This is a genomic window from Paenibacillus sp. 7516 (assembly GCF_002272715.1).
In the GTDB taxonomy this organism is placed as follows: domain Bacteria; phylum Bacillota; class Bacilli; order Paenibacillales; family Paenibacillaceae; genus Paenibacillus; species Paenibacillus illinoisensis_A.
This window is the reverse complement of record NZ_NPBI01000036.1, coordinates 1-22,163: the sequence shown is the minus strand read 5'-3', so window position 1 is coordinate 22,163 and position 22,163 is coordinate 1. Positions and strand designations below refer to the sequence as shown.

The 22,163-nt window shown below is 45.8% G+C and carries 19 protein-coding genes; 7 read left to right on the top strand and 12 right to left on the bottom strand.

The window, feature by feature from the left end:
• The first annotated feature begins 42 nt into the window (after positions 1 to 42).
• Positions 43 to 822, top strand: coding sequence for a PHP domain-containing protein (locus tag CHI14_RS24995; protein WP_095292253.1), 780 nt, complete (start codon positions 43 to 45; stop codon positions 820 to 822).
• 313 nt (positions 823 to 1,135) lie between these two features.
• Positions 1,136 to 3,079 (top strand): NAD(P)/FAD-dependent oxidoreductase, encoded by a 1,944-nt coding sequence (locus tag CHI14_RS24990; protein ID WP_095292252.1) that lies wholly within the window; start codon positions 1,136 to 1,138, stop codon positions 3,077 to 3,079.
• A 136-nt stretch (positions 3,080 to 3,215) separates the two neighbouring features.
• Here CHI14_RS24990 and CHI14_RS24985 read toward each other — a convergent pair whose 3' ends face one another.
• Both CHI14_RS24985 and CHI14_RS24980 read right to left on the bottom strand, forming a co-directional pair.
• Positions 3,216 to 3,809, bottom strand: coding sequence for a TetR/AcrR family transcriptional regulator (locus CHI14_RS24985; protein ID WP_095292251.1), 594 nt, complete (start codon positions 3,807 to 3,809; stop codon positions 3,216 to 3,218).
• 138 nt (positions 3,810 to 3,947) lie between these two features.
• Positions 3,948 to 4,787, bottom strand: a complete 840-nt coding sequence (locus CHI14_RS24980) for an AraC family transcriptional regulator (RefSeq protein WP_095292249.1) — start codon at positions 4,785 to 4,787, stop codon at positions 3,948 to 3,950.
• Between the two features lie 185 nt (positions 4,788 to 4,972).
• On the opposite strand from CHI14_RS24980, the gene CHI14_RS24975 reads away from it, so the two are divergent.
• Both CHI14_RS24975 and CHI14_RS24970 read left to right on the top strand, forming a co-directional pair.
• Positions 4,973 to 5,407: a DMT family transporter gene (locus CHI14_RS24975; protein WP_227779964.1), complete on the top strand. Its 435-nt coding sequence runs from the start codon at positions 4,973 to 4,975 to the stop codon at positions 5,405 to 5,407.
• Between the two features lie 11 nt (positions 5,408 to 5,418).
• Positions 5,419 to 5,898 carry a DMT family transporter gene (locus tag CHI14_RS24970; RefSeq protein ID WP_349290400.1) on the top strand — a complete coding sequence of 160 codons (480 nt, stop codon included), beginning with the start codon at positions 5,419 to 5,421 and terminating at the stop codon, positions 5,896 to 5,898.
• A 185-nt stretch (positions 5,899 to 6,083) separates the two neighbouring features.
• Here CHI14_RS24970 and CHI14_RS24965 read toward each other — a convergent pair whose 3' ends face one another.
• Positions 6,084 to 6,527: a VOC family protein gene (locus CHI14_RS24965; RefSeq protein ID WP_095292246.1), complete on the bottom strand. Its 444-nt coding sequence runs from the start codon at positions 6,525 to 6,527 to the stop codon at positions 6,084 to 6,086.
• 92 nt (positions 6,528 to 6,619) lie between these two features.
• On the opposite strand from CHI14_RS24965, the gene CHI14_RS24960 reads away from it, so the two are divergent.
• Complete coding sequence (locus CHI14_RS24960; RefSeq protein ID WP_095292361.1) at positions 6,620 to 7,597, top strand: helix-turn-helix transcriptional regulator; 978 nt, start codon at positions 6,620 to 6,622, stop codon at positions 7,595 to 7,597.
• A gap of 11 nt (positions 7,598 to 7,608) precedes the next feature.
• On the opposite strand, the gene CHI14_RS24955 is transcribed toward CHI14_RS24960, so the two are convergent.
• The gene (locus CHI14_RS24955; protein ID WP_170948267.1) at positions 7,609 to 7,974 is read right to left on the bottom strand and encodes a MerR family transcriptional regulator; all 366 of its coding nucleotides are present in this window, start codon (positions 7,972 to 7,974) and stop codon (positions 7,609 to 7,611) included.
• A 120-nt stretch (positions 7,975 to 8,094) separates the two neighbouring features.
• Here CHI14_RS24955 and CHI14_RS24950 point away from each other — a divergent pair, with 120 nt between their 5' ends.
• Complete coding sequence (locus tag CHI14_RS24950; protein ID WP_095292245.1) at positions 8,095 to 8,745, top strand: nitroreductase family protein; 651 nt, start codon at positions 8,095 to 8,097, stop codon at positions 8,743 to 8,745.
• A gap of 330 nt (positions 8,746 to 9,075) precedes the next feature.
• On the opposite strand, the gene CHI14_RS24945 is transcribed toward CHI14_RS24950, so the two are convergent.
• From CHI14_RS24945 to ppc, 8 genes are all read right to left on the bottom strand, one after another.
• A complete protein-coding gene (locus CHI14_RS24945) occupies positions 9,076 to 9,591 on the bottom strand; it encodes a cysteine hydrolase family protein (protein ID WP_095292244.1) in 516 nt (171 codons plus the stop codon).
• Positions 9,592 to 9,790: 199 nt separating this feature from the next.
• On the bottom strand, positions 9,791 to 11,623 hold the full coding sequence (gene glmS, locus CHI14_RS24940) for a glutamine--fructose-6-phosphate transaminase (isomerizing) (RefSeq protein ID WP_095292242.1): 1,833 nt from the start codon (positions 11,621 to 11,623) through the stop codon (positions 9,791 to 9,793).
• Positions 11,624 to 12,363: 740 nt separating this feature from the next.
• Complete coding sequence (gene glmM, locus CHI14_RS24935) at positions 12,364 to 13,704, bottom strand: phosphoglucosamine mutase (protein ID WP_095292240.1); 1,341 nt, start codon at positions 13,702 to 13,704, stop codon at positions 12,364 to 12,366.
• A 69-nt stretch (positions 13,705 to 13,773) separates the two neighbouring features.
• Positions 13,774 to 15,270 (bottom strand): CdaR family protein, encoded by a 1,497-nt coding sequence (locus CHI14_RS24930; RefSeq protein WP_095292239.1) that lies wholly within the window; start codon positions 15,268 to 15,270, stop codon positions 13,774 to 13,776.
• Positions 15,270 to 16,103: a diadenylate cyclase CdaA gene (gene cdaA, locus CHI14_RS24925; protein WP_095292238.1), complete on the bottom strand. Its 834-nt coding sequence runs from the start codon at positions 16,101 to 16,103 to the stop codon at positions 15,270 to 15,272. Before cdaA ends, CHI14_RS24930 begins: the two co-directional genes overlap by 1 nt.
• A 428-nt stretch (positions 16,104 to 16,531) precedes the next feature.
• Entirely contained in the window at positions 16,532 to 17,146 is a 615-nt protein-coding gene (locus CHI14_RS24920; RefSeq protein WP_095292236.1) for a zf-HC2 domain-containing protein, read from the bottom strand.
• 133 nt (positions 17,147 to 17,279) lie between these two features.
• Positions 17,280 to 17,846 (bottom strand): RNA polymerase sigma factor SigW, encoded by a 567-nt coding sequence (sigW, locus tag CHI14_RS24915; protein WP_017692117.1) that lies wholly within the window; start codon positions 17,844 to 17,846, stop codon positions 17,280 to 17,282.
• A gap of 259 nt (positions 17,847 to 18,105) precedes the next feature.
• The gene (gene ppc, locus CHI14_RS24910) at positions 18,106 to 20,898 is read right to left on the bottom strand and encodes a phosphoenolpyruvate carboxylase (protein ID WP_095292235.1); all 2,793 of its coding nucleotides are present in this window, start codon (positions 20,896 to 20,898) and stop codon (positions 18,106 to 18,108) included.
• A 764-nt stretch (positions 20,899 to 21,662) separates the two neighbouring features.
• On the opposite strand from ppc, the gene CHI14_RS24905 reads away from it, so the two are divergent.
• Complete coding sequence (locus CHI14_RS24905) at positions 21,663 to 21,944, top strand: WGxxGxxG family protein (RefSeq protein WP_095292233.1); 282 nt, start codon at positions 21,663 to 21,665, stop codon at positions 21,942 to 21,944.
• Positions 21,945 to 22,163 lie beyond the last annotated feature (219 nt).

The window sequence follows — 22,163 nt, the reverse complement described above, 5'->3', positions numbered from 1 at the left end:
TCATATACTTAACCATTCATGGAATAAAAGGAGTGTCTCGACATGCGTATTGATCTTCATACTCACGGCAAATTATCCAAAAACTCTGATTTCTCCGTCGACTACTTCACTGAAATGGTCGCCGAGGCCAAGGCCAGCGGACTGGACGCCCTCGCGCTTACCGAACATTTCAACACTCGCCACTTCTACGATGTTTATGAGACGCTGGATCGACTCTATCCCTACAACGGAGAATATTATGACGCAGACGGACTTCGCATTTTTCCCGGGATGGAAGTGGACATTCAGGAGACCGGACATATTTTGCTCATTGGTCAAAAAGAGCATATCCTTGCCGTTCGTGCCGGCCTGGAAAATTATACTGCCAAGGGGTCCTTCATTCCCTTTGCCGACCTGCTTGATCTGGCCGAAGCCTGGCCCCTGTTCAAAATTGGTGCACATCCTTTCCGGGAATCGACCCCTCTGTATGAGCTGGACCCAGGTCTGCTTGGACGTCTGGATGCCTTCGACCTGAACGCCAAAGATATGTACAAAACCGGTATCCATACCTGCCGCAGTCAGGTTGAAACGTTCGCCCAGTCCTTGGGCAAACCCGTAACAGCCGGAAGTGATACGCACCAATGTCTGCAATACGGCAGTGTGTTTAATGTATTGGACCGTCCTTGTGCCTCTGTTGCCGAACTGAAAGAGCTTATCGCTACCGGGCACTACACCATTGAAATTTCTCCCGATCTTCCTCTTCGCGTCAAAGCCTCGGTGATGCTGAAGAAAGTCATGAAACGTCTTGCCAAGCTGGAAGCTGCCACCTTGCAGGGGGTTTAATCGCTTGGATTAATACATTGGGCCTGCAGGTAACATTCCTGCGGGCCTTTTTTATCCACCGTCACTTGAGACCAGCTACCCTCTTCCCTCTAGTTCAGCTAAGATTAGTGCGGCTAGCAGCACTGACTGGTTGACACTATCATAAGATAATGGTTACATTTGTGATTTTTTTCACTTTTAATATCATGCAAAAGGCTTACCATGAGCTTATTCATTATATTACTCACCAGTAACCTATCTTAGCGAAATCAAAATTTCTAGAATCATTTATTGATCAAGTCCACGAGCCAGAACAACAGGAGGTATATCCACAATGAGTCATCCTTATGAAAAGCTGTTCACCCCCTTCCACATTGGAAGTATGGACGTGAAAAATCGAATCGTCATGTCCCCCATGGGGACCAACTCTGCCGGTCCCGATGGCCGAATCTCACTCGAAGAGATTGATTACTATGAAGAGCGTGCCAAAGGTGGCGCAGGCATGATCATCCTGGGTGCACAATTTCTGACCGAAGATTTGGCGCAGGGTGTATTGGAAGGCATCGTTGAAAAGGATTATGTCGTGCCAATGCTTACCGATCTTGTGGATGCGGTGCAGCGTTACGGTACCCGGATTATCGCTCAGTTAAGCTGCGGGACCGGGCGTAATGCACTGCCAGATCGTTCAGGCAAGCCCCCGGTATCTGCCTCGGCCATCCCTGCGATCTATAATCCGGAAGTTCTATGTCATCCACTCACCGTGGAGGAAATTCAGACGATCATGGATCAATTTACCGATTCGGCTGCCAGGCTGAAACGTGCAGGCTTTGATGGGATCGAGATTCATGCCCATGCCGGTTATCTGATAGACCAATTCATGTCCCCGATCTGGAACAAACGTGAAGATGAATATGGAGGCAGTACCGAGAAACGTATGCGATTTGCGGTTGAGATTGTTCAGGCGATTCGCAAGGCAGTAGGTCCTAACATGCCTATCTTGTTCCGAATCGCGCTGGATCATCGCTTTGAAGGCGGCCGTACGGTTGAGGATAGTCTGGAGATGCTTCAGATTCTGGAACGTGCTGGCGTGGACGCCATTGATATCGATGCAGGCTCCTACGAGAGAATCGATTACATTTTCCCACCAGCCTATCTGGGTGATGCCTGTATGGACTACATGTGTGCACCTGCCCGGCAAGCAGTGAACATTCCCATCCTGAACTCGGGCAGCCATACTCCCGAGAGCGCAGTACGGTTAATAGCGTCCGGCGACGCCGACTTTGTCATGTTCGGCCGTGCGCTCATCGCCGATGCCGAGCTTCCGAACAAGCTGCGCAATAATATGCGCGAAGATATCCGTCCGTGTATTCGTTGTAACGAGGAGTGCATCGGTCGCATCATTGAGCGCAACACCAAAATCAGCTGTGCGGTTAATATTCAGGCCGCGAATGAAAAGCGATTTACCATCGAGCCTGCGGAGACACAGATGAAAATTGTCGTTGTAGGCGGGGGGCCATCCGGTTTAGAAGCAGCCCGTGTAGCTGCTCTCAAAGGTCATGAGGTTACTTTGTATGAGAAAGAGGCAGCGATTGGCGGACAGGTAACCAGTGCGGCTACTCCGGAATTCAAAGGTCAGCTGCGCGCCTTGATTGGCTGGTATGAACGGCAGTTAGAGCAGCTACACGTGCAAATGCATCTGAACCATGAGATCACACCGGAAGATCCAGCGCTTCAGTCAGCCGATCACATTTTTATTGGGGCAGGGGCCGTACCTCTCATCCCCCCAATCCCCGGTATTCATAGTGAGCATGTCATTGGGGCAATTGAGGCGCATTTGCAGAAGGAACTTGTTCGCGGCGAACAGATTGTCATCACGGGCGGTGGTTTAACAGGATGTGACCTGGGACTTGAGCTGGCTATGGAAGGTAAAAAAGTGACGATTGTGGAGATGCGTCCGGAAGCGGGACAGGATGTGATGTACATTAATCGGGCAGCTCTGATGCCCATGCTGGAAAGTCACGGGGTGACCATACTCGGAGGGCACAAAGTCCTTTCCTTTGAAGCCAATGGTTTATATGCGGAGAATGCGGAGGGTACCAAGGTGTTTATTGAGGCAGATACGATGATTAATGCTTTTGGGATGAGAAAAAATACAACCGTAGCGGAGCAGATTCGAGCCAAGTTCGAAGCCAAAACCAGCCTTATCGGCGATTGCGTCCAAATTGGTAAAGTAGGTACTGCCGTGCGCTCTGGTTTTTATGCTGCGAGCGCAGTCTAATCATAACTCGAATAGAGCCAGACTTCGATAATTCTGAGTCTGGCTCTTATTGTTCTCGTATTAGGTTAGCATTCAAATCCAAAACCATACCCCAATCAAAAGCCTGATTCAACTGCATAGCGCATTGAATAGGATTTTAATCCCGATGCTTCGTGTCCAAAATTCCGTAGAAAAACAGATCCTGCGTGATCCGCGCAAGCTTGGACGGCGTTTCGTGCCCCGGCAGCAGCTTGATCAGTGTTAACCGCTCCACGATGGCCAGCAAAGCTTCAGCGAAGAAAACCGTATCCAGATCATGCCTGTAATATCCGGCTTGTTGTTCTGCAATCAGATTTTGTTCCATCAGACCCGCAATCTCGGCTTTAATTCTCACCGACTCCGCGGACTGATACAGCCCGATCCGGGTCAGCGCCGGATTCTCTCCGAGATAACGGTAAATCTGCCCCAATGATTCCACGACAGCTTCCTTGAGATCGTCCCTATTCTTCCCTGCCTCGATATGACTATCCCGGACGACCTGAATTAGTCCATTTCGAAAACTATCGATCAGCTCTGCAAAAGCTGCTTCCTTGCTCTCAAAATAAAGATAAAATGCAGGCTGCGTTACTCCTGCACGGGCAACGATGGAGCTTATTTTCGTCTGATAGAATCCATTTAACGCGAATTCCTGCGTCGCAGCTTCGAGTAGTCGCAGTCTGCTCTCTTTCCCGATAACCCCTTGTTTTCGCAATCCAGTCCTCTGCCCCCTCGCTACTTACACTTGCCTGCCTCTGACGTCAGGCCTTCCTCTAATTATACATAACATGACCGCTATGAGTTAATGAAGTAGAGCAAGGTGTTTACTCCCCCTATGCTTATAGCATCAGGTTTACGTTTCCGTTAGATCCACGCGTTCTGAACGCTCATTTTTCTTGTATTGGGTAGGCGATTCGCCCATAGTCTTGGTGAACAGAATGGTGAAATAATTTGCATTCTGATAGCCCAAAACATGTGCGATCTCACTCACCTTCATATCTGTCTTGGTCAGCAAGCACTTCGCTTCTCCCATTCTTCTGTGGACAATGTAACGGATTGGGGAATCATCATACTTGTGCTTAAACACATGGGATAAGTAGTAAGGGTTCATATGAAAATGCGCAGCGATATCCTGCAGTTTCAAGTGCTGCAGGTAGTTCTCATCAAGATATTCCTTGATCCGCACAGCCAGATGATCCGAATCTTGCTTTCGTGAAACATTCGGTTGAACCAACCGCTGTACTAAGGCAAGCAGTGCACCCAGCAATCCTTCACAGATTTTCTCATAACCTGCCTGTTGATTGGACGATTCCTCATACATGAAGTCAAGCAGCTCGTTGATTCTGCCAGCGTACGCTCCCGTTTTAATATACGGAGAGGCGTTTTCGGAAATGATGTGTTCTCGCCTTGACCCGTCTGAATAGATATTGGCTATTCCACAATAATAAAGGCTGAGTGGACAGACCGGAGAGGTACATTGCTCATGAATGATACCTTGATTATAAATTAACAAATCGCCTTTTTGCACGGCATAGGGATGTTCGTTAATTTTAATAATGCCTTCCCCATCAGACACATAGACAATTTCACTGATATCCTCATGCATGTGGCTTGGGAAATTCCAATTGGGATTACCGTTGACTCTGCCTATGTACAGCAATCGGGAGGACGTTTCTTTTCTTGTCTCGTTCATTGCTGTCTCCTCCTGTATCCATGCTTGATCACTCTCTAGCTGTAATACTATACCCTGTTTGCCACAGCAAGATCTATAATTTTTCAGAAAAACAAAGCAAGATCTTTCATTGTCTTCGCCTCTACAATTCCTTATGATGGGTCATGCACCTGCAAATTAATCACATTTCAAGGAGTCGAGATCAATTGAAAAAGCTGATTTTTTATATCATCGCCATTGCGACAGGAGCTCTTCTAAGTTTTGAGGGAGCACTGTACGGCAAACTCGGGGAACAAGTCGGCACGCTGGAAGCTGATTTTTATAATTTCTTCATGGGTGCGATCATCTCACTGATTTTGTTGATTTTCTTCGGCAAAGGAAACCTCTCTGCCATCACCAAATTTCCGAAATGGAACCTCCTTGGTGGTTTGCTCGGGGTGATCTACCTGCTGACCTTGGTCATTGGTGTTCCAATTGTGGGCGTAGGAATCTCCATGATTGCCATTGTTGTCGGACAGATGGTGACCAGCATTCTGATTGACCATTACGGATGGCTGGGGAGCAACCGCAAACCGGTTGGGAGTAAACGAATTGCCGCCTTGGTATTGATGCTGGGCGCGCTGGCTCTAACTTTATTCTAGGGAGGATCACCATGGGCATAGGTTTATTGATTGTTATCGTTACTTTGATCGGTGGAGCAGTGCTTAGTGCACAGTCCTCCATTAATGGTACCATTAGCCGTAATATCGGCCTGCTGGAGACCGTATTTTTCACTTTTGCATCAGGTACACTGATTCTCGCCGTACTGATTAACTTTTTTGGCAGTGGGCACCTGCTCGACTTGCTTCATGCACCTAAGTTGCAGCTCTCTGCTGTGTTCATGGGTTTTGGATATCTGTTTCTATCCACTTTTGCTGTGAATAAACTGGGGGTAACACCTGCCAACCTTACGGCAATCGTAGGTCAGATTGTTGCCGGTTTTATTATCGATGCAACGGGACTGTTTGGCAGTGAGCTCATCGAGTTCTCCTGGCAGCGGGCTGTCTCTCTCGTCTTGATGCTCGCTGCACTAGCTTTGATTTTCAGTGAAAAAAATGATGAAGCTCAAGCGTTACAGTTACAAGGTAAATAAGTAAAAAGAAGGATAGACTCCTGTATCCCGTGTGATCAGGCCATCTTCAGATTGCGGAACATTCCTATTCGGAAAAACAAAGAAAGAAGAGCACATTGGTATGGTTATCAATGGTTCTTCTTTTTTTGACGCTTTTGATGATATTCTATTGAACCGGGCGAGTAGCCCCTGTCCTTAATTTTATGTTAGAAATCGTGCACCGTCACACAGAGCTGAATCGCAATTCCGAACGGATCACGCACAATGCCATAACCTGGGCTAAATTCGTTTTGTTCGTAAGGCACGAGCACTTTCACGTCCTCATGTTGTACAAGAGAGGTATACAGCTGATCCATCGTAGTTTTATCCTTGGATTGAATACATAGCGATGTACTGTTTCCGAGCTGCCAAGGTCTCTCCGGATCCATTGCCTCCTCTGCAATCATGATCTTGTTCACCCCAATTTCCAGCACCGAATGTGTAATATACTCATCTTGGCCAGCAGGGTATTCGAAGCCTGGATTCATTTCCTTCATCTCTTTATAACTTTTCTTAAACAGCACTTTGGCCCCCAGAACCTTCTCGTAAAATGCGATGGCTGCTGCCGCATCTCCGTTCATCGACAAAAATGGGATCACTTCAACATTCATTATCGTTTGCCTCCTTGGTTCGATTGGATTACACTTATGATCATAACAACAAAAGGTGCCAATACATGGCACCATTGAAAGGTTTCTTTGTGATGAAAAAATCAGAACGCATGAACCAGATGCTGCGCTTTATCAATCAAAAACAACAGTTTACCCTGCAGGACCTCATGCAGGAGTTTCAGATCTCCAAGCGAACCGCGATCAGAGATATCGCCTCATTGGAAGAACTCGGTGCACCCATCTATGCCGAGTACGGGAGGTACGGCGGGTATCGTCTGCTTCAACAGATGCAACTGCCCCCCATATCGTTTAATACGGGAGAGCTTCATGCCCTTTATTTTGCCATGCAGGCCCTTCGGAGTTTCTCTAACCTGCCCTTTCAGGCTACCTTCCGTTCGATTCATGAGAAATTCATAAGCGCGTTATCCGATAAGCAGCGTCTGGAAATCCAGAACATACAGCATCGGGTTTCGTTCAAACATACGGAGCAAATTAAGGATAGTGAGAACCTGGAGTTTCTATTGATGTCCGCCGTACAGAATACAGTGATACAGATTGTTTATCAAAATGTTCGCACGAGCAGACATACCGAGGACTCGTCTTCAAACGTAACCACCTCCACTGTCCGCACCATCCAGCCCATTGCCCTTTATGCGATGAGAGGCTACTGGTATTGCCAGGCATATGACCTGCACAAGCAGGCGTACCGCGTATTCCGATGTGACCGAATATCATCACCCCAACTAACAGATATCGAGCCCTTGGACCAGATCAAGGAGCTTTCGCTCCAGGATGCCCATTCGCTCTGGAAGCCATCAGAACAAGCCATCCCCTTTCAATGCCGAATCAATGAAGCGGGAATGGAGCTATTTCAGCAGGAACACTTCCCATCCATGAAACTCGAAGTGTATGCGGAACAGACCTATCTTGTTGGTTCGTATGAACCTCATGAGCTTGAATTTATCATTCGTTATCTTGCGGGCTATGGCAAATCCATTCAGATCTTGAAGCCAGCCAGCTTGAAGGAAGCACTGAGACAGTATTATCTGGATTTACTGGAGCATGTTTGATTTGATGTGATCTAATACTTTCCGAATCCATCCTCACAGGTAATATCCGTCTCAAGGATGTCGTACAGATTTTGTTTAGCTTGTTCCAGCTTCATCTGTACTTCTTCAATTTCGGATATCTTATCCTGAATAATACTTCTCTGTTCATTTCGTGAAAATCCGGATTTGGAGATCATGGATTGAATGTCCTGAATCGTAAAGCCAACAGCCAAGCTTTGCTTCACCACATCCAGATGCTGTACGATGCCTGAATCATATACCCGGTAGTTATTCTGGTCTCTCAGAACATGCTCATCCGTGATAATCCCCATCTTTTCATAGTAACGGATCGTTGATATAGGAAGGTTTACTTGTTTTGCTACTTCACTAATTTTCATATGGATCGCCCCTCTTCGTGCTCTTGCTATAAAGTATACTTCATAGTTTACACTCCTCATAGTGAGTCGGATGAAAGCCTGAATCCAATCACATAAATATGATCGAGGAGAGATAACGACATGGATACAACCACTGGCCAATCTAACAGAACAAATGATTTCGATAACATCGTCCTGGAACGTCGTTCCGTTAAAGTTTACAACCCCGAGGTGAAAATCAGCCGTGAGGAATTAAGTGATATATTGGCGAAGGCTTCCCGGGCTCCCTCTGCCATTAACATGCAACCCTGGCGTTTCCTTGTTATTGACAGTGCTGAAGGAAAAGAGAAGCTTGCCCCACTGGCCTCTTTCAACCAAACACAGGCTCTTACCTCATCAGCAGTTATTGCTGTATTTTACGATGCAGAGAACATAGCGTATATGGACGAGATTTTCAGTAAATCAGTCGAATTGGGATACATGCCGCAGGACATCAAGGAAATGCAGATGCAGCAGGCAAAACCTTATTATGCCAACATGAGCCCATCCGAGCTGCGTGACATGAATCTCATTGACTCTGGCCTTATTAGTATGCAGCTCATGCTCGTTGCTCGTGCCCACGGATATGATACCAATCCCATGGCCGGTTATGATAAAGACCGAATTGCCGAAGTATTTGGCCTGGACAAAGAGCGTTTTCAACCCGTGATGCTAATTTCCATAGGCAAAGCTGTCAAAGATGGACATCCTTCCTATCGCCTCCCGGTTGATACGATTACCACTTGGGCATAATCAAAAGCTGTTCACAAGAGAGACAGGAGGATGGCCTCTGTAAGATAGTGACGTTTGTCTCAAAGCTATATTAGGAGCTTTAACTGACCTGCCAAACCTTAAAGACTTAAACAGCATGTACTGATATTCAAACAGAGAAAAACGGCTTATTGTTGGATAACAAAAAGGGTCCTTCCTGACAGTATTTAATGTCATTAGGACCCTTTACTACATTACAATTACTTTGAATTATTGCTATTAAGAATACAGATGTTTTAGACCTGACTGAGCAATGCTCATGTAGTGATTATATATGGGGCGTTTATCTAGGATTCTCCATCTATCCAACTTCTACAATTCACCATCTATCCAATTCAAAAATCGATCTCCCCATATGTGTTCATAAAAGGAAATGGTCTCTTTTGCAGACATCCATCGATTATCTAAAGTAGAGGTTGCATTACGTATCATGTAGTTTTCGTATCCCAACCCATGAGCAAATTTAATCGTAGCATCCATACAATATTCGGTTTGCGCTCCGCAAAACTCGATACGATGTACAGCGAATTGGTCCAAAAGGCTTTTCAGGTTGGTGTTATAAAATGAATTCGCATGAATTTTTCGCACAAGAACGTCTTGTTCTTGAACATCCAGGTCGGAATGAATAGCCCATGGTTCCTCTCCAGGCACTAATTCTTCATCACCGTGCTGAACAAAAATGATGGGTTTATCTAATTCTCTATACATAGCAATTCTCCGATTGACTCTATCGAGTAAATTCGGCAACTCATATAATTGATTTTCACCACTGTAACATACGCCATTTTGTAGATCGATCACGATCAACACATCTGCACAAGTCGCCATCATTTTACCTCTTTCATCTTGGAATATGTTTATTTAAATTGATCGGATGATGAAAAAACTTATGTTCAGTATACTGGATAACAAAAAAAGATGATATGACCAAGTCATATCATCTTTTTTACTAACTATTACATTAGTTTATGATTTCATGAATACCGTTCACTACTTTTATCCATTATCGAAACGAACGATTTACCTCTTACTCAACCGTTACGCTTTTTGCCAGGTTACGTGGTTTATCCACATCGTGACCCAGTGCCAGGGAAGCGTAGTACGCCAGCAATTGCAGAGCAACTACGGACAACGCCGGGCTGAGCAGTGGCAGTGTCTTAGGAATCGCAAACGCTTGGTCTACGGATTTCAACAAGCTTGCTACGTGCTCTTCGTACGTAATTGCCAGTACATCCGCGCCACGTGCTTTTACTTCCTTAATGTTGCTCACTGTTTTCTCAAGAACGTTCTCTTGTGTTGCCAAGGCAATAACAGGAATACCGTCTTCGATCAATGCCAGTGTACCGTGTTTCAACTCACCTGCAGCATATGCCTCAGAGTGGATGTAAGAGATCTCTTTCAGTTTCAACGATCCTTCTTGAGCTACCGCATAATCGAGACCACGGCCAATGAAGAAGAGATGTTGATGTTTGGAGATTTGCTCTGCATATCCTTTGATCGCATCCGCTTGCTCCAGCATGGACTCCACTTGCTCTGGCAATGCCTGCATTGCTGCCAAAGTGTGTGCAATCTCTTCTGCTGTTTGTGTACCACGAACTTGTGCAAGGTACAGACCAAGCAGATTGAATGCAATCAACTGGGAAGTGTATGCTTTGGTGGAAGCAACCGCGATTTCAGGTCCTGCCAGTGTTGCAATCACATCGTCTGCATCACGTGCAATGGAGCTGCCCACTACGTTAGTAATGGCCAGGACGTGTGCACCATTGGATTGTGCTTCGCGCAGTGCAGCAAGCGTATCCGCAGTTTCACCAGATTGGCTTACAACGATAACGAGTGTATCTTTGCCCACGATTGGGGAACGATAGCGGTACTCGGAAGCAACATCCGTTTCAACCGGAATACGTACCAATTGCTCAATTACTGTACGTCCAACGAGACCTGCATGGTACGCAGTACCACATGCAATGATTTGAACGTTACGAATATTTTTAATTTGTTCTTCTGTCATTTTCAACTCAGGAAGTTGAACCTTTTTGCTTTCATTGTCGATGCGACCCAGCATAGTATCACGGTATGCTTTTGGTTGCTCATGAATTTCTTTCAACATGAAGTGCTCGAATCCGCCTTTTTCTGCAGTTACAGCATCCCAATCGACACGAATCATTTCCCGAGAAATAAAGTTGCCTTCAATCGTCATCAATTCGACAGCATCATGTGTCAATACAGCCATTTCACCATCATTCAGAATGTACACGTTACGTGTATGTTCCAGAATTGCCGGGATGTCGGAACCAATGAAGTTCTCGCCTTCACCAATACCAATAATCAATGGGCTCGCTTGACGCACAGCTACGAGTTTCTCCGGCTCATGCTCTGTCAATACACCCAGTGCGAATGCACCACGCAACAACGTGGTCACTTTTTGCACTGTTTTAACGATATCACCATTGTATTCACGTGCAATCAAGTGAGAGATAACTTCAGTATCCGTCTCGGAAGTGAACGTATGACCTTGAGCCATCAATTCGTCCTTCAGTTCCAGATAGTTCTCGATGATACCGTTGTGAACCACAGAGAATTTCTGGCTTCCATCCGTGTGTGGATGGGAGTTCTCATCCGATGGTTTACCATGAGTTGCCCAACGTGTGTGTCCGATTCCGGCATTACCTACCAGTGGTGCACCATCCAGCTTGGCTTCAAGGTTCGCAAGACGACCTAGAGCTTTCGTGATTTGCAGACCTTCCGGTGTGAATACCGCGATACCTGCAGAATCATAACCACGATACTCGAGCTTTTTCAATCCTTCGACCAATACCGATTGAGTGTTCTTATTACCAATATATCCAACAATACCGCACATAGTTTAGTTCCTCCGTTTGTATATGAATACTGTGTCACGAAGAGAAACGGCTGTCGCGGCATATCGAAAAAATGAATGATTGCCTAAATGTATCATGAATACCTGTTACCTATTCAATTATCAATGATCAGACCGGCCTCTTGCCGCTCTTCAGTCATCATAAGATGTTATGAATGCAATCATGAATGTACATCATTTTTCCGTCCGCGCACCTATTTTGCTCTTCGCGCACATTCATTTGAATTTTAGTTTATTCTTGCACCTACCGGCGCGTTGTGTGGACAGTCACCCGTCCATTTTCCGCAATCCGGTTTACGGCTATGGTGCATCACCGGGAGGTCCCCGCCGAACAATCCGAACACCTCCACCTCGTCAGCTTGATTGCCGTCGATCCTGATCAGTGAATCTCGAGTCCCGAGATCCATACCGCTTCAGAATCCTTCCCGCGCAACTTCAAGCTCTGGCGCTTGTGTAACTAATACCTTACGATCCTCACTTTCTGTGTCTGAATGACGACTCCACTCATTATATGCACGTCAGGTTCATTTTGCAATGGAGCAAAGTACCTGTGACCAAATCAGCATATTTACCCACAATCCCGACCGGATTATCAGACCTTAGGCCTTGCCAGTCGGGACGCGGGATTTCTGTTCTTGCTTCAAGCATATACCCTTTATTATAACATTCTATGATGGCAATCCCACAGTGGGAATGTGTACACAAAATGTATATCTAAGGTGTTAAACCAGTTCCTTTTGCACTACGTCTGCAATCTGGGATACAAACTGCTCCAGTTCACCTTTATCTGGTCCTTCTGCCATAACACGAATCAGAGATTCTGTACCAGACGCACGAACAAGAACACGTCCATTATCACCAAGCTGTTGTTCTACTGTAGCAATAGCCTGCTCGATTGCAGCATTACCTTCGTATTTGCTCTTGTCTTCCACACGTACGTTGACCAGAACCTGTGGGTATTGAGTCATTAGTGATTTCAGATCACTCAGCTTCTTGCCCGATGCTTTGAGGGTATCCACGAGTTGAATAGCTGTCAGCATACCATCTCCGGTTGTATTGTAATCCAGGAAGATAACATGGCCGGACTGCTCACCACCCAGATTATACCCACCGCGGCGCATCTCCTCCATCACATAGCGGTCGCCCACAGCCGTTTTAGCTGTTTTCAGTGCAAGCTTCTCTGTCGCTTTATAAAATCCGATATTACTCATGACGGTGGATACCACTGTACTGTCTTTTAGCTTGCCCGCACGATTCATCGCATCACCACAGATGCACAGAATGAAGTCCCCATCGACCTCTGCGCCCGTTTCATCAATGGCAATCAGACGATCCGCATCTCCATCAAAAGCAAGACCCAGATCCGCTTTATGTTTAAGCACTTCTTGTTTCAGATGCTCCGGGTGTGTGGAACCACATTGCTCATTGATATTCAGGCCGTTAGGCTCAGCACCAATTTCAATGACTTCCGCCCCAAGCTCTGCAAACAGTTTAGGTGCCAGCTCATAAGCTGCTCCGTTTGCACAATCGAGTACAATTTTAAGTCCAGAGAACGACTCGGTTACGGTTGTTTTCAAGTATTCGAGATAACTGTAACGCGATTGCTCATCTACCGTTACGGTACCCAATGCGCCGCCAACAGGACGTGGCAATTGATCCGTTTCAGCATCCATCAGTTCTTCGATCCGGTTCTCCGTCTCGTCAGATAATTTGAAACCGTCCCCGCCAAAAAACTTGATTCCGTTATCTTCTACCGGATTATGGGAAGCCGAAATCATGACTCCTGCGTCGGCTTTAAGCAGACGTGTAATATAGGCCACTCCCGGAGTGGATACAACACCCAGACGGATGACATCTGCACCGATGGACAGTAGACCTGCAACCAGCGCAGATTCCAGCATCAGTCCCGAGATCCGGGTATCCATACCGATAACCACTTTGGGTCTCTCTACGCCGCCAGCAAGCACGTAACCACCACATCGACCGATGCTGTAAGCCAGCTCCGCCGTTAATTCTTTATTGGCAACACCTCTTACACCGTCTGTACCAAAATATTTCCCCATGATCTAACTCCTTTTATTCGCATCATATAAGAGCATCAAATATTTATTTTATCAAATCAAACTGAATCATTACGGATTTGAGCCATTGGTGCCGCTGCTACCGCTGCTGTTACCCGAGTTCCCTTTATTCGTTGCATTGCCTTGCTGGGTTTGCTGCTCCTGATTATCCGTATTCGATTCTGTCGTTTCCCCTTCATCAGGTGCTGGATCCGTTTCCCCGTTCTCCACTTCTGCAGGCGAAGGCTCCGGTCCGGCATTGCCTTCATCCGTGGGCTCTTCACTTGGGGGAACTGTCGTATCCTCTGCTTTTTCACTGATCTTGACTGTAGCGCTCAATGGAGTAGAGGTACCATCCAGCTCAGCAAATCGGGGCAATTCAGCATCCAGCTGCACATCATGTGTCCCGGCGGTAAGCCCATGAAGATCTGCCGTCAGCTTGATATCCTCACCACTCAGACCTTCAAGCATACTCGGAGAACCCTTCAGTGTAAGATTTACACCGCCGCTCTTTGGCGTGACCAGTGCAGCTTCCAAACCGTTCCCCACACCCGTAAGGGTTATGGGGACATTGGGAAAGACCTTTGTTGTCTCCTCTGTCTCATCATAAGGTGACACAGTAACCTTGATCTGAATCGAACTAGGCTCGATTTTCTCAAAACCCGGAGGCGGCGTCAAGTCCACGTTAACTGTCGATGTCCCTGCCTCTTCAAATTGTGTCAGGTCCAGGGTAACTTGGTCGTAGGCCTGTATACCCGCAAGCGCCTCATCCGTACCGTAAACCGAGACTTCTTTCACGTTTGGTTCCACACTGGACAGTACCAATCCCTCGGGCAGCTGTCCTGAATATTTGATTCTTAAGGGTACTGATTTATAGGGCTGATTAACCGGAATGCGAACTTCAACGGTCTGCGGCGTAATGACTGCATTTTCAAGTACTTTGCCTTCAGCATCATATGCCTGCAGTTTGACCCTTTTCTGCGTTACATCATCCTTTGCATCCTTCACACTCACACTGCCCTGTACCTTCGCTACGGCGTCCAACTGCCCTTCGGGAAGAGTTACCTTAACCGGACCCGTTGGCTCAACGACAGGCGTCCCAAGGCTGTAACCAGCGGATGGATCTCCTTCGGGTACAATATTCACATTGAAGGATTTGGTGCCCAATTTTTCAACATTGACTGTAACCATGGAAGGCTCCATGCTAACCACCTCGACGCCAGAAGGCAGATCGGGAACGAGCGGTAGCGTATTGGAGCCATCTTTGACCTGGCTCAGGTCAACGAGTACCTTATAATCATCATTTGTAAATATGGAAGTTAACATAGAACGCTGTCCTTTGATCTCTAGTCGTACCTCATCCGTACTTAATGAAGTGAGCACATACGAGCTGCTGTCAAGGCCATAAGGCTGAACGGGTACGGTACGCTCTACCACCTTGTTGGTTGTTCCAGTAGCAATCGTTGGCGTGGTAGGAACTTCATCCAGATGAATCATAAACCAGAGCAGCAAACTGACTGCAAGCGCAAGGACCTTGGCAAAGTTATTATTGTTGAACCATTTATCCATTACTTCGTTCCCCCCTTCCGTTTCCAGAAAGAAGTCCAATTATTCTTTTTGTTTAGATTGGATGTTGGACGAAGCTCTTCATATAGCTTGGCGATCAGCGACTCTTCCTTAATGTCACGAACGACCTGTCCATTCATCGCGAGCGATACTTGTCCAGTCTCCTCCGAGACAACCAGACAGATCGCATCGGCTACCTCCGTAATACCAATTGCGGCACGGTGGCGTGTTCCAAGTTCCTTGCTAATAAATGGATTCTCGGATAAAGGCAAATAACATGCTGCTGCAGAAATCTGTTTGCCTTGGATAATAACAGCCCCATCATGGAGCGGTGTATTTGGGATAAAGATATTGATCATCAGTTCCGAGCTAACCAACGATTGCATCTGAATTCCGGATTCCGTGTAATCGTTCAGGCCGGTTTCCCGTTCGAAGACAACAAGTGCACCAATTTTACGACGGGACAAATAATTCACAGACTTAATAATCTCGCCAATTAACACCGTTAATTCTTCATCGCTGGCTGCTGTGGAGCGTCCGAACAATTTACCACGTCCCAGCTGCTCCAGACCGCGGCGCAGTTCCGGTTGAAATATAATAAAGACGGCTACCACACCAAATGTAAACATCTGGTTCATGAGCCATTTGAGCGTATACAGGTTTAGCCACGTGCTTAATGCCCAGATCACCACAAGGAACAGAATGCCCTTAAGCAGCTGGACTGCACGTGTACCCCGTACAAGCAAAATCAGTTTGTACATAATATAGGTAACAATCAATATATCGATAACGTCCTTAATGGACTCTTTCCACGTTAAGTCAGCAAAATAGTTCATAAGCCAGCCCCCGCTATCCCCATTGATGAGTAAACCCTGATCTCATATTAACCCATTAGGATTTTATATAATCCATGGTCTTAGCTCTTGCACATCCGACACAGACAAGCTTCCGGCCGTATAAGTTGGAGGGGAAGAGTGTTCCCCGGTACAACAATGTATAGACGAATATAACCATTTCATTCTATATCTTGCCGCTTGGAAGACGGTCTTTGGATAGATGCAAAATGCTTTTCTATATGTAGTAGTATGTTCTCTTTAGTATCTAGGTTATAACGATAACGATCAGGTTGCAAGTTACGGCAGTCACAAACTGTGCAGAAACAACACAATTACCATAAATTACAATGTCGCCAATAAAAAAAGAGTACCCCATGCAAACTGGAGGTACCCTGCTTGGTATATACCAGTGAAGAATTCACCCTGTGCTAGCGGTAAGCCACTTCATTCACCATATTGGTTATTTTGTACCAGAACCAGTCCAGCGCCTGATCAATGCTTTTTACCTGACCGGAAATATGCGCCGTCGAAGCTTGATACAGTTGTCCGTCGATCACCGTCAGATTGCCATCTACATCACCATATACCTGGGCGGTACCATTCTCTATCGTAAGATCGCCCGCAATTGACTTGCCTTGAGGAACAATAACCGTGTTTCCTTCAATGACGATCTGGTCCAGATTATTCCCCTTAACGACCATTTCGTTATTCTGATCCCAGAAGCTCCAAGCGCTAAAGAGCATCACGACCAAAAAGAAGGCTGCCGCCGTCAGCGCGGGATGTCCTTTGACCCATTTGAGCCATATCTGTTGTCTCTTGGGCTGGGGCAGAGCATTCATAATACGATTGGTCAGCTCATCCGAGGCAGACGGTGAATAATGTTTCATGGCAAAGAGCAGCATTTCCGTCTGTTCCAACTCTTTAAAGCGCATGCGACACTCCGGACAGGTAACAAGGTGACCTTTCAGTTCTACCTTCTGGGCCGGGGACAACGACTCATCCAAACATTCATGCATTAAAGAGACGGCCGAGTTGCAATCCATATGAGAGCCAATCCTTTCTTAGATCACTTAGTCCATGCATCTTCAAATACAACGCATAAGACTTGCATACATTACATACGCATCCGTTTCAGATATGTTTCAAATAATTTCGCCTAAACAAATCTAAATTGATTTACAGCTTATATTCCAGTTTTTTACGCAAAAAGTCACGGCCCCGGTGCACACGTGTTTTGATCGTTGTTACGGGCATGCCTGTGACATCACTGATTTCCTGCAGCGACAAGTCCTGTAAATATCTCAAAATCATGACGGACTTATACTTGGCCGGCAGACTGTCAATAGCCTCACGAATCAGCGTCTGTGTTTCTGACAATAGTGCTTCGCTCTCTGGTGTACGATCATCACTCGGAAGCATGGCATAACCATCGGATCCTTCCTGATCATTCAACTCGGCATCCAAAGAGTAAGATGGTTTCTTCCTCCGTAAACGGTCGATACACAAGTTGGTTGCAATGCGGTAAATCCAGGTTGAAAACTTCTGGTTCGGATCATATTTCTCCATATTACGAAACACACGCAAAAACGTCTCCTGTACAACGTCTTCAGCTTCATGACGATTGTTCAGCATCCGGTATGCCAAATGAAATAGCTTGTCTTTGTATAGTTCTACGATTTCTGCAAAGGCCCGCTGATCACCCTTTAGGACCAGCTTAACCAGCCTGTTCTCCAAATTGTCCACCTTTATTCCCCCAGACATGCTGATGGGTCTTCCGCCTTCTGATACCCGTCCACACTTGTAATTCACCAATCAAATCGTAAATCAACTTTGGTCAAAAATCAAGACTGTGCCGGAAAATATCCACCAAAAACAGTAAAAACGGGAACTCCTACTGGAGTCCCGTTTCATCTCTCACACAAGACTGCGGAGAGAACTGTGCATTTTATTGTCCAATTCCATTAACTATTCACTACATGAATCATATGGGCCAGGTAATGCATCAGCCTGTATTGCGGAGTCCTGCAGCAATACCATTAATGGTCAGCAGCACTTCACGCAGCAACTCGGTATCATCTTCCCCGCGCTCACGCATGTCTCTCAGCTCGCTAAGCAGCTGCACCTGCATATAGGACAATGGATCAACGTAAGGATTACGCAAACGAATCGATTCCTGAATTACCGGTACATCATCCAAAATCTCTGCTTCTCCGGTAATTTTCAAAATCAGCTCTTTTGTCAGCTTGAATTCAGACTCAATCTGACCATAGATACGATCACGTGCTTCCTTGTTGGAGGCCATCGCGGAATATTCTTTGGCAATTACAAGATCTGCCTTGGCAATAGCCATCTGTACCGTATCAATAAGTGTACGGAAGAATGGGAAGTTGGCATACATGTCTTTGAGAACAGCCAAATTTTCCTCTTTATTCTGGTAATAGCTTTGCAATCCTGTTCCAGCTGCATACCATGCAGGGAGAAGATAGCGGCTTTGAGTCCAGGCAAATACCCATGGGATTGCTCTCAGGTCTTCAAATTTATCACTGTTTTTCCGTTTGGATGGTCTTGAACCAATGTTGAGCTCTCCTACCTCCGGCAGCGGTGTTGATTCCTTGAAGAAGTTGAAGAAGTCCGGATCACGGAAGATCAGGTCTTGATACTTCGTGAGAGATACCTCGGAAATATCCTTAATGATGCTATCCCAGTGTTGTTCCGATACTGATTCTTGCGGCTCCATTCCGTTCAGTGCAGCTGTGAGCAATGCCGATGTCGCTTGCTCCAGACTGCGGTAAGCAATACCTTGAAGGGAATAGCGGGATGAGATGACTTCGCCCTGCTCGGTAATCTTGATTCCCCCACCAATTGTATGAGGTGGTTGTGCAAGAATACTGCGGTTAAGCGGCATGCCTCCACGTCCCAATGCACCGCCACGGCCATGGAAGAACTTCAGCTTGACGCCATGCTTATTACCGACAGCGGTAATGGCGTTCATGGCTACCCGAAGCTCCCAGTTAGCCGTTACCACTCCGCCATCCTTGTTGCTGTCTGAATAACCAAGCATGATTTCATGCAGCTCATTCCGGGCAGCTACGCTTGCGCGATATACCGGAAGATTGAAGAGCTTTTGCATGATGTCAGAAGCTGCATGAAGGTCATCGATAGTTTCAAACAGTGGCACAGCCTGAAGTGTCGAAATAATCTCTCCACCCTGTCCTTTACGGAACAATCCTACTTCCTTGGCAAATACCATGACTTCCAGCAGATCACTTGCTCCCTGTGTCATACTGATCAGGTAACTTGTAATACATCCTGTACCAAACTCGCTCTGTGCACGTTTGATTGTACGGAATACATCCAGACATTCTTTTGTTCCCTCACTATACTGGTGATATGGAGAAGTCAATGGACGTGGGTCCTCGAGCAGGCGAGCCAGCAAATCAATTTTACCGTCCTCCGTCAGACGAGCATAATCTTCAACAATGTTCATTTTGGCCAAAATTTCGGCCATCGCATTCTCATGTTCCTGACTATGCTGACGAACATCCAGCGCAGCGGTGTGGAATCCAAAAAGCTCCACTTGGCGAATCATTTTGCGAACCGTCGTATCCGCTACATAATCTGCAAAATGATGGCGCAGGCTGCGGTCAATAATCATTAGATCATCGATCAATTCCTGAGCACTGTCATAACGGTCCGGTTGTCCAACTTTATTTTCGTCAAGTACATTATTCATTTTGGCAATCATGTATGCCAGTTTGATCCGATAAGGTTCTTTCTCATTGCGCCAAATGTCTACTTTCTTCAAAGTGACACAGCTTCGGTCCTGCTCAATGGATTGAGCCAGTTCATCCGACACGTGGATGATGTTCGTACTGAAGCTGAGATGCCCCATGAGTTCAATCATAATCCGCTGATATTCACGCAAAGCGAGCTTGCGCTGCATCAACAGCGTCTGCCACGTTACATCTGAAGTTACCGAAGGATTTCCGTCCCGGTCTCCACCGATCCAGGAACCGAAGCGCAAATACGTCGGCACATGCCAGTCGTGGTCAGGATAAAATTTATTCAGGCAGCGTTCAAGCTCCTGATATACATCCGGAAGTACGTGGAACAACGTTTCGTGAAAATAATACATCCCGTTCCGTACCTCATCGAGTACAGTCGGTTTGCGGTCGCGAAGTTCATCTGTTTGCCAGAGTGTAATAACTTCGTTCAGCAGTTTTTCCCGCAATTGTTCACGTTCACGCAACGTCAGCGTTGGATTATCGAGCAGCATGACATCTTCAGATATCCGTTTGTGGATATCCAGAATAACCCGGCGCATAGCCTCGGTTGGGTGAGCTGTCATAACCAGTTCCAGCGACAATTCGTCCAGAATCTGCTCTACTTCGGTATGAGACAATCCGCGTTCCTTCAGATCCTGTACGGCCTTCTCGATCGAACCAGGCTGTACTGCATCCCCTGCAGATCGTTCATAATCCCGTTTACGCCGGATCCGATGGTTTTGTTCAGCAATATTAACTAATTGAAAATAAATTGCAAAAGCTCGAATGACCTGGTGACGATTTTCAGAATCTAATTCCTGGATCATCGTTTTGAACTCTGTATACAGTTCAGGCAAAAATTCTGCACGCAACGATTTGCTCGTTTCCCGAATTTTCTCAACGATATCGAGAAGCTCCGTGCCCCCTTGATGGACAAGAACTTCTCCGAGTATATTGCCCAGGAACCGCACGTCTCGCCGGAGCAGGTTGTTAGATTGGCTTTTGCTGGCGGTTACCATAGTTTCAGTCATGCTTATCCTCCCATCTGATCGTTCACATTCGTACACGTAAATTTGACACCTTCATAACATCATACAATAAAATGGTACGAAAATCTTTATTTTTCTATTAGTAAAAAAGGGGATTATCCCCGATTTTCCGCACAAAAACGCACTTTATTATTCATTTTCTTGATTTGCTTCATTTAATGGGCAAAAGCTTGTCGCATGATACCTTTTTCACATGCTATATATAAACAAACACCTTATACATATTCGTTTTCATTTATAAATATACAGCGGCGTTAAATATACTCATACAGAAGAGTATAATATCATTTCCATGATTTTAGCAATTTAATCTCCAGGCAAAAACATGACCGGCAAAGCAAGCTTTTGTATACTTTACCACAGTGATGTAATAAATTAAAGTATCAATTTAAAAATTATTATCTTTTGCTACCTCCCCTTATGGAAACGACAAGTTAGAGGCTATAAGCGAAGATGATTTGTGATGTAACCAAGCCAGAATTGATACCCGATTATGTATTTAAATGCGTTTCAATGCTCAACATAGTTTCTTTAAGCCATTTTAATTGATTCTTCATTAAATTTATTCTGGATTTCCAAAGGTTTGAGGGTGAATCAATTTCTTGCCTAACTAATATTAGTGGGCAAATTTTTATGTAGCATGTTCACTTATGCCAGAGGGATATTTTAACGCAAGAACAATTACATAATTTTATTTAGTAAAAGGCAGATTAGATATAGTTCAAACAAAAAGGAGGCGACATCTGATGAATAAAAAGGTATCTACCCTTATTGCTTCTACACTTTTGGTGGCAGCATTGGCTGGTCCTGCCGCTGCGAATGGTTCAGCAACCCAAGGTATGGATCAAAACCGTGGAACACAAATGAACAGCACAAACTACAACACGGGTGACTACCGTACGAACAATGTTCGTGCAAATGCTGCCACTGACCGAGACAATGATATGGACTGGGGCTGGCTCGGTCTGCTCGGACTTCTTGGCTTAGCAGGTATGCGTAGAAAAGTTTCTGACCGTCACGAGCGCTAATAGCTATCCGAAGGGTTCCTAAACGCAACTAAAGTGTTTAGAAGTCCATCTAGGCTGTCTCGTTGGATGTATTAAGTAATGCACTGAGAGCAAAAGAAGCCAAGACCTTCTAACATGGAGGCCTTGGCTTCTTCTTACGTTTTTTATACAATTCCCTAAACGTTATCGTATAGAAAAAAGCAGCCTCTACATGTTGTAGAGGCTGCTTCTAAAATCATA

Excerpts from the sequence above, each read along its gene's own strand:
- CHI14_RS24995 (WP_095292253.1), top strand. The coding sequence starts at position 43 with ATGCGTATTGATCTTCATACTCACGGCAAATTATCCAAAAACTCTGAT.
- CHI14_RS24990 (WP_095292252.1), top strand. The coding sequence starts at position 1,136 with ATGAGTCATCCTTATGAAAAGCTGTTCACCCCCTTCCACATTGGAAGT.
- CHI14_RS24980 (WP_095292249.1), bottom strand. The coding sequence starts at position 4,787 with ATGAACGAGACAAGAAAAGAAACGTCCTCCCGATTGCTGTACATAGGC.
- CHI14_RS24970 (WP_349290400.1), top strand. The coding sequence starts at position 5,419 with ATGGGCATAGGTTTATTGATTGTTATCGTTACTTTGATCGGTGGAGCA.
- CHI14_RS24965 (WP_095292246.1), bottom strand. The coding sequence starts at position 6,527 with ATGAATGTTGAAGTGATCCCATTTTTGTCGATGAACGGAGATGCGGCA.
- CHI14_RS24960 (WP_095292361.1), top strand. The coding sequence starts at position 6,620 with ATGAAAAAATCAGAACGCATGAACCAGATGCTGCGCTTTATCAATCAA.
- CHI14_RS24955 (WP_170948267.1), bottom strand. The coding sequence starts at position 7,974 with ATGAAAATTAGTGAAGTAGCAAAACAAGTAAACCTTCCTATATCAACG.
- CHI14_RS24950 (WP_095292245.1), top strand. The coding sequence starts at position 8,095 with ATGGATACAACCACTGGCCAATCTAACAGAACAAATGATTTCGATAAC.
- CHI14_RS24945 (WP_095292244.1), bottom strand. The coding sequence starts at position 9,591 with ATGGCGACTTGTGCAGATGTGTTGATCGTGATCGATCTACAAAATGGC.
- glmS (WP_095292242.1), bottom strand. The coding sequence starts at position 11,623 with ATGTGCGGTATTGTTGGATATATTGGTAATAAGAACACTCAATCGGTA.
- glmM (WP_095292240.1), bottom strand. The coding sequence starts at position 13,704 with ATGGGGAAATATTTTGGTACAGACGGTGTAAGAGGTGTTGCCAATAAA.
- CHI14_RS24930 (WP_095292239.1), bottom strand. The coding sequence starts at position 15,270 with ATGGATAAATGGTTCAACAATAATAACTTTGCCAAGGTCCTTGCGCTT.
- cdaA (WP_095292238.1), bottom strand. The coding sequence starts at position 16,103 with ATGAACTATTTTGCTGACTTAACGTGGAAAGAGTCCATTAAGGACGTT.
- CHI14_RS24920 (WP_095292236.1), bottom strand. The coding sequence starts at position 17,146 with ATGGATTGCAACTCGGCCGTCTCTTTAATGCATGAATGTTTGGATGAG.
- ppc (WP_095292235.1), bottom strand. The coding sequence starts at position 20,898 with ATGACTGAAACTATGGTAACCGCCAGCAAAAGCCAATCTAACAACCTG.
- CHI14_RS24905 (WP_095292233.1), top strand. The coding sequence starts at position 21,663 with ATGAATAAAAAGGTATCTACCCTTATTGCTTCTACACTTTTGGTGGCA.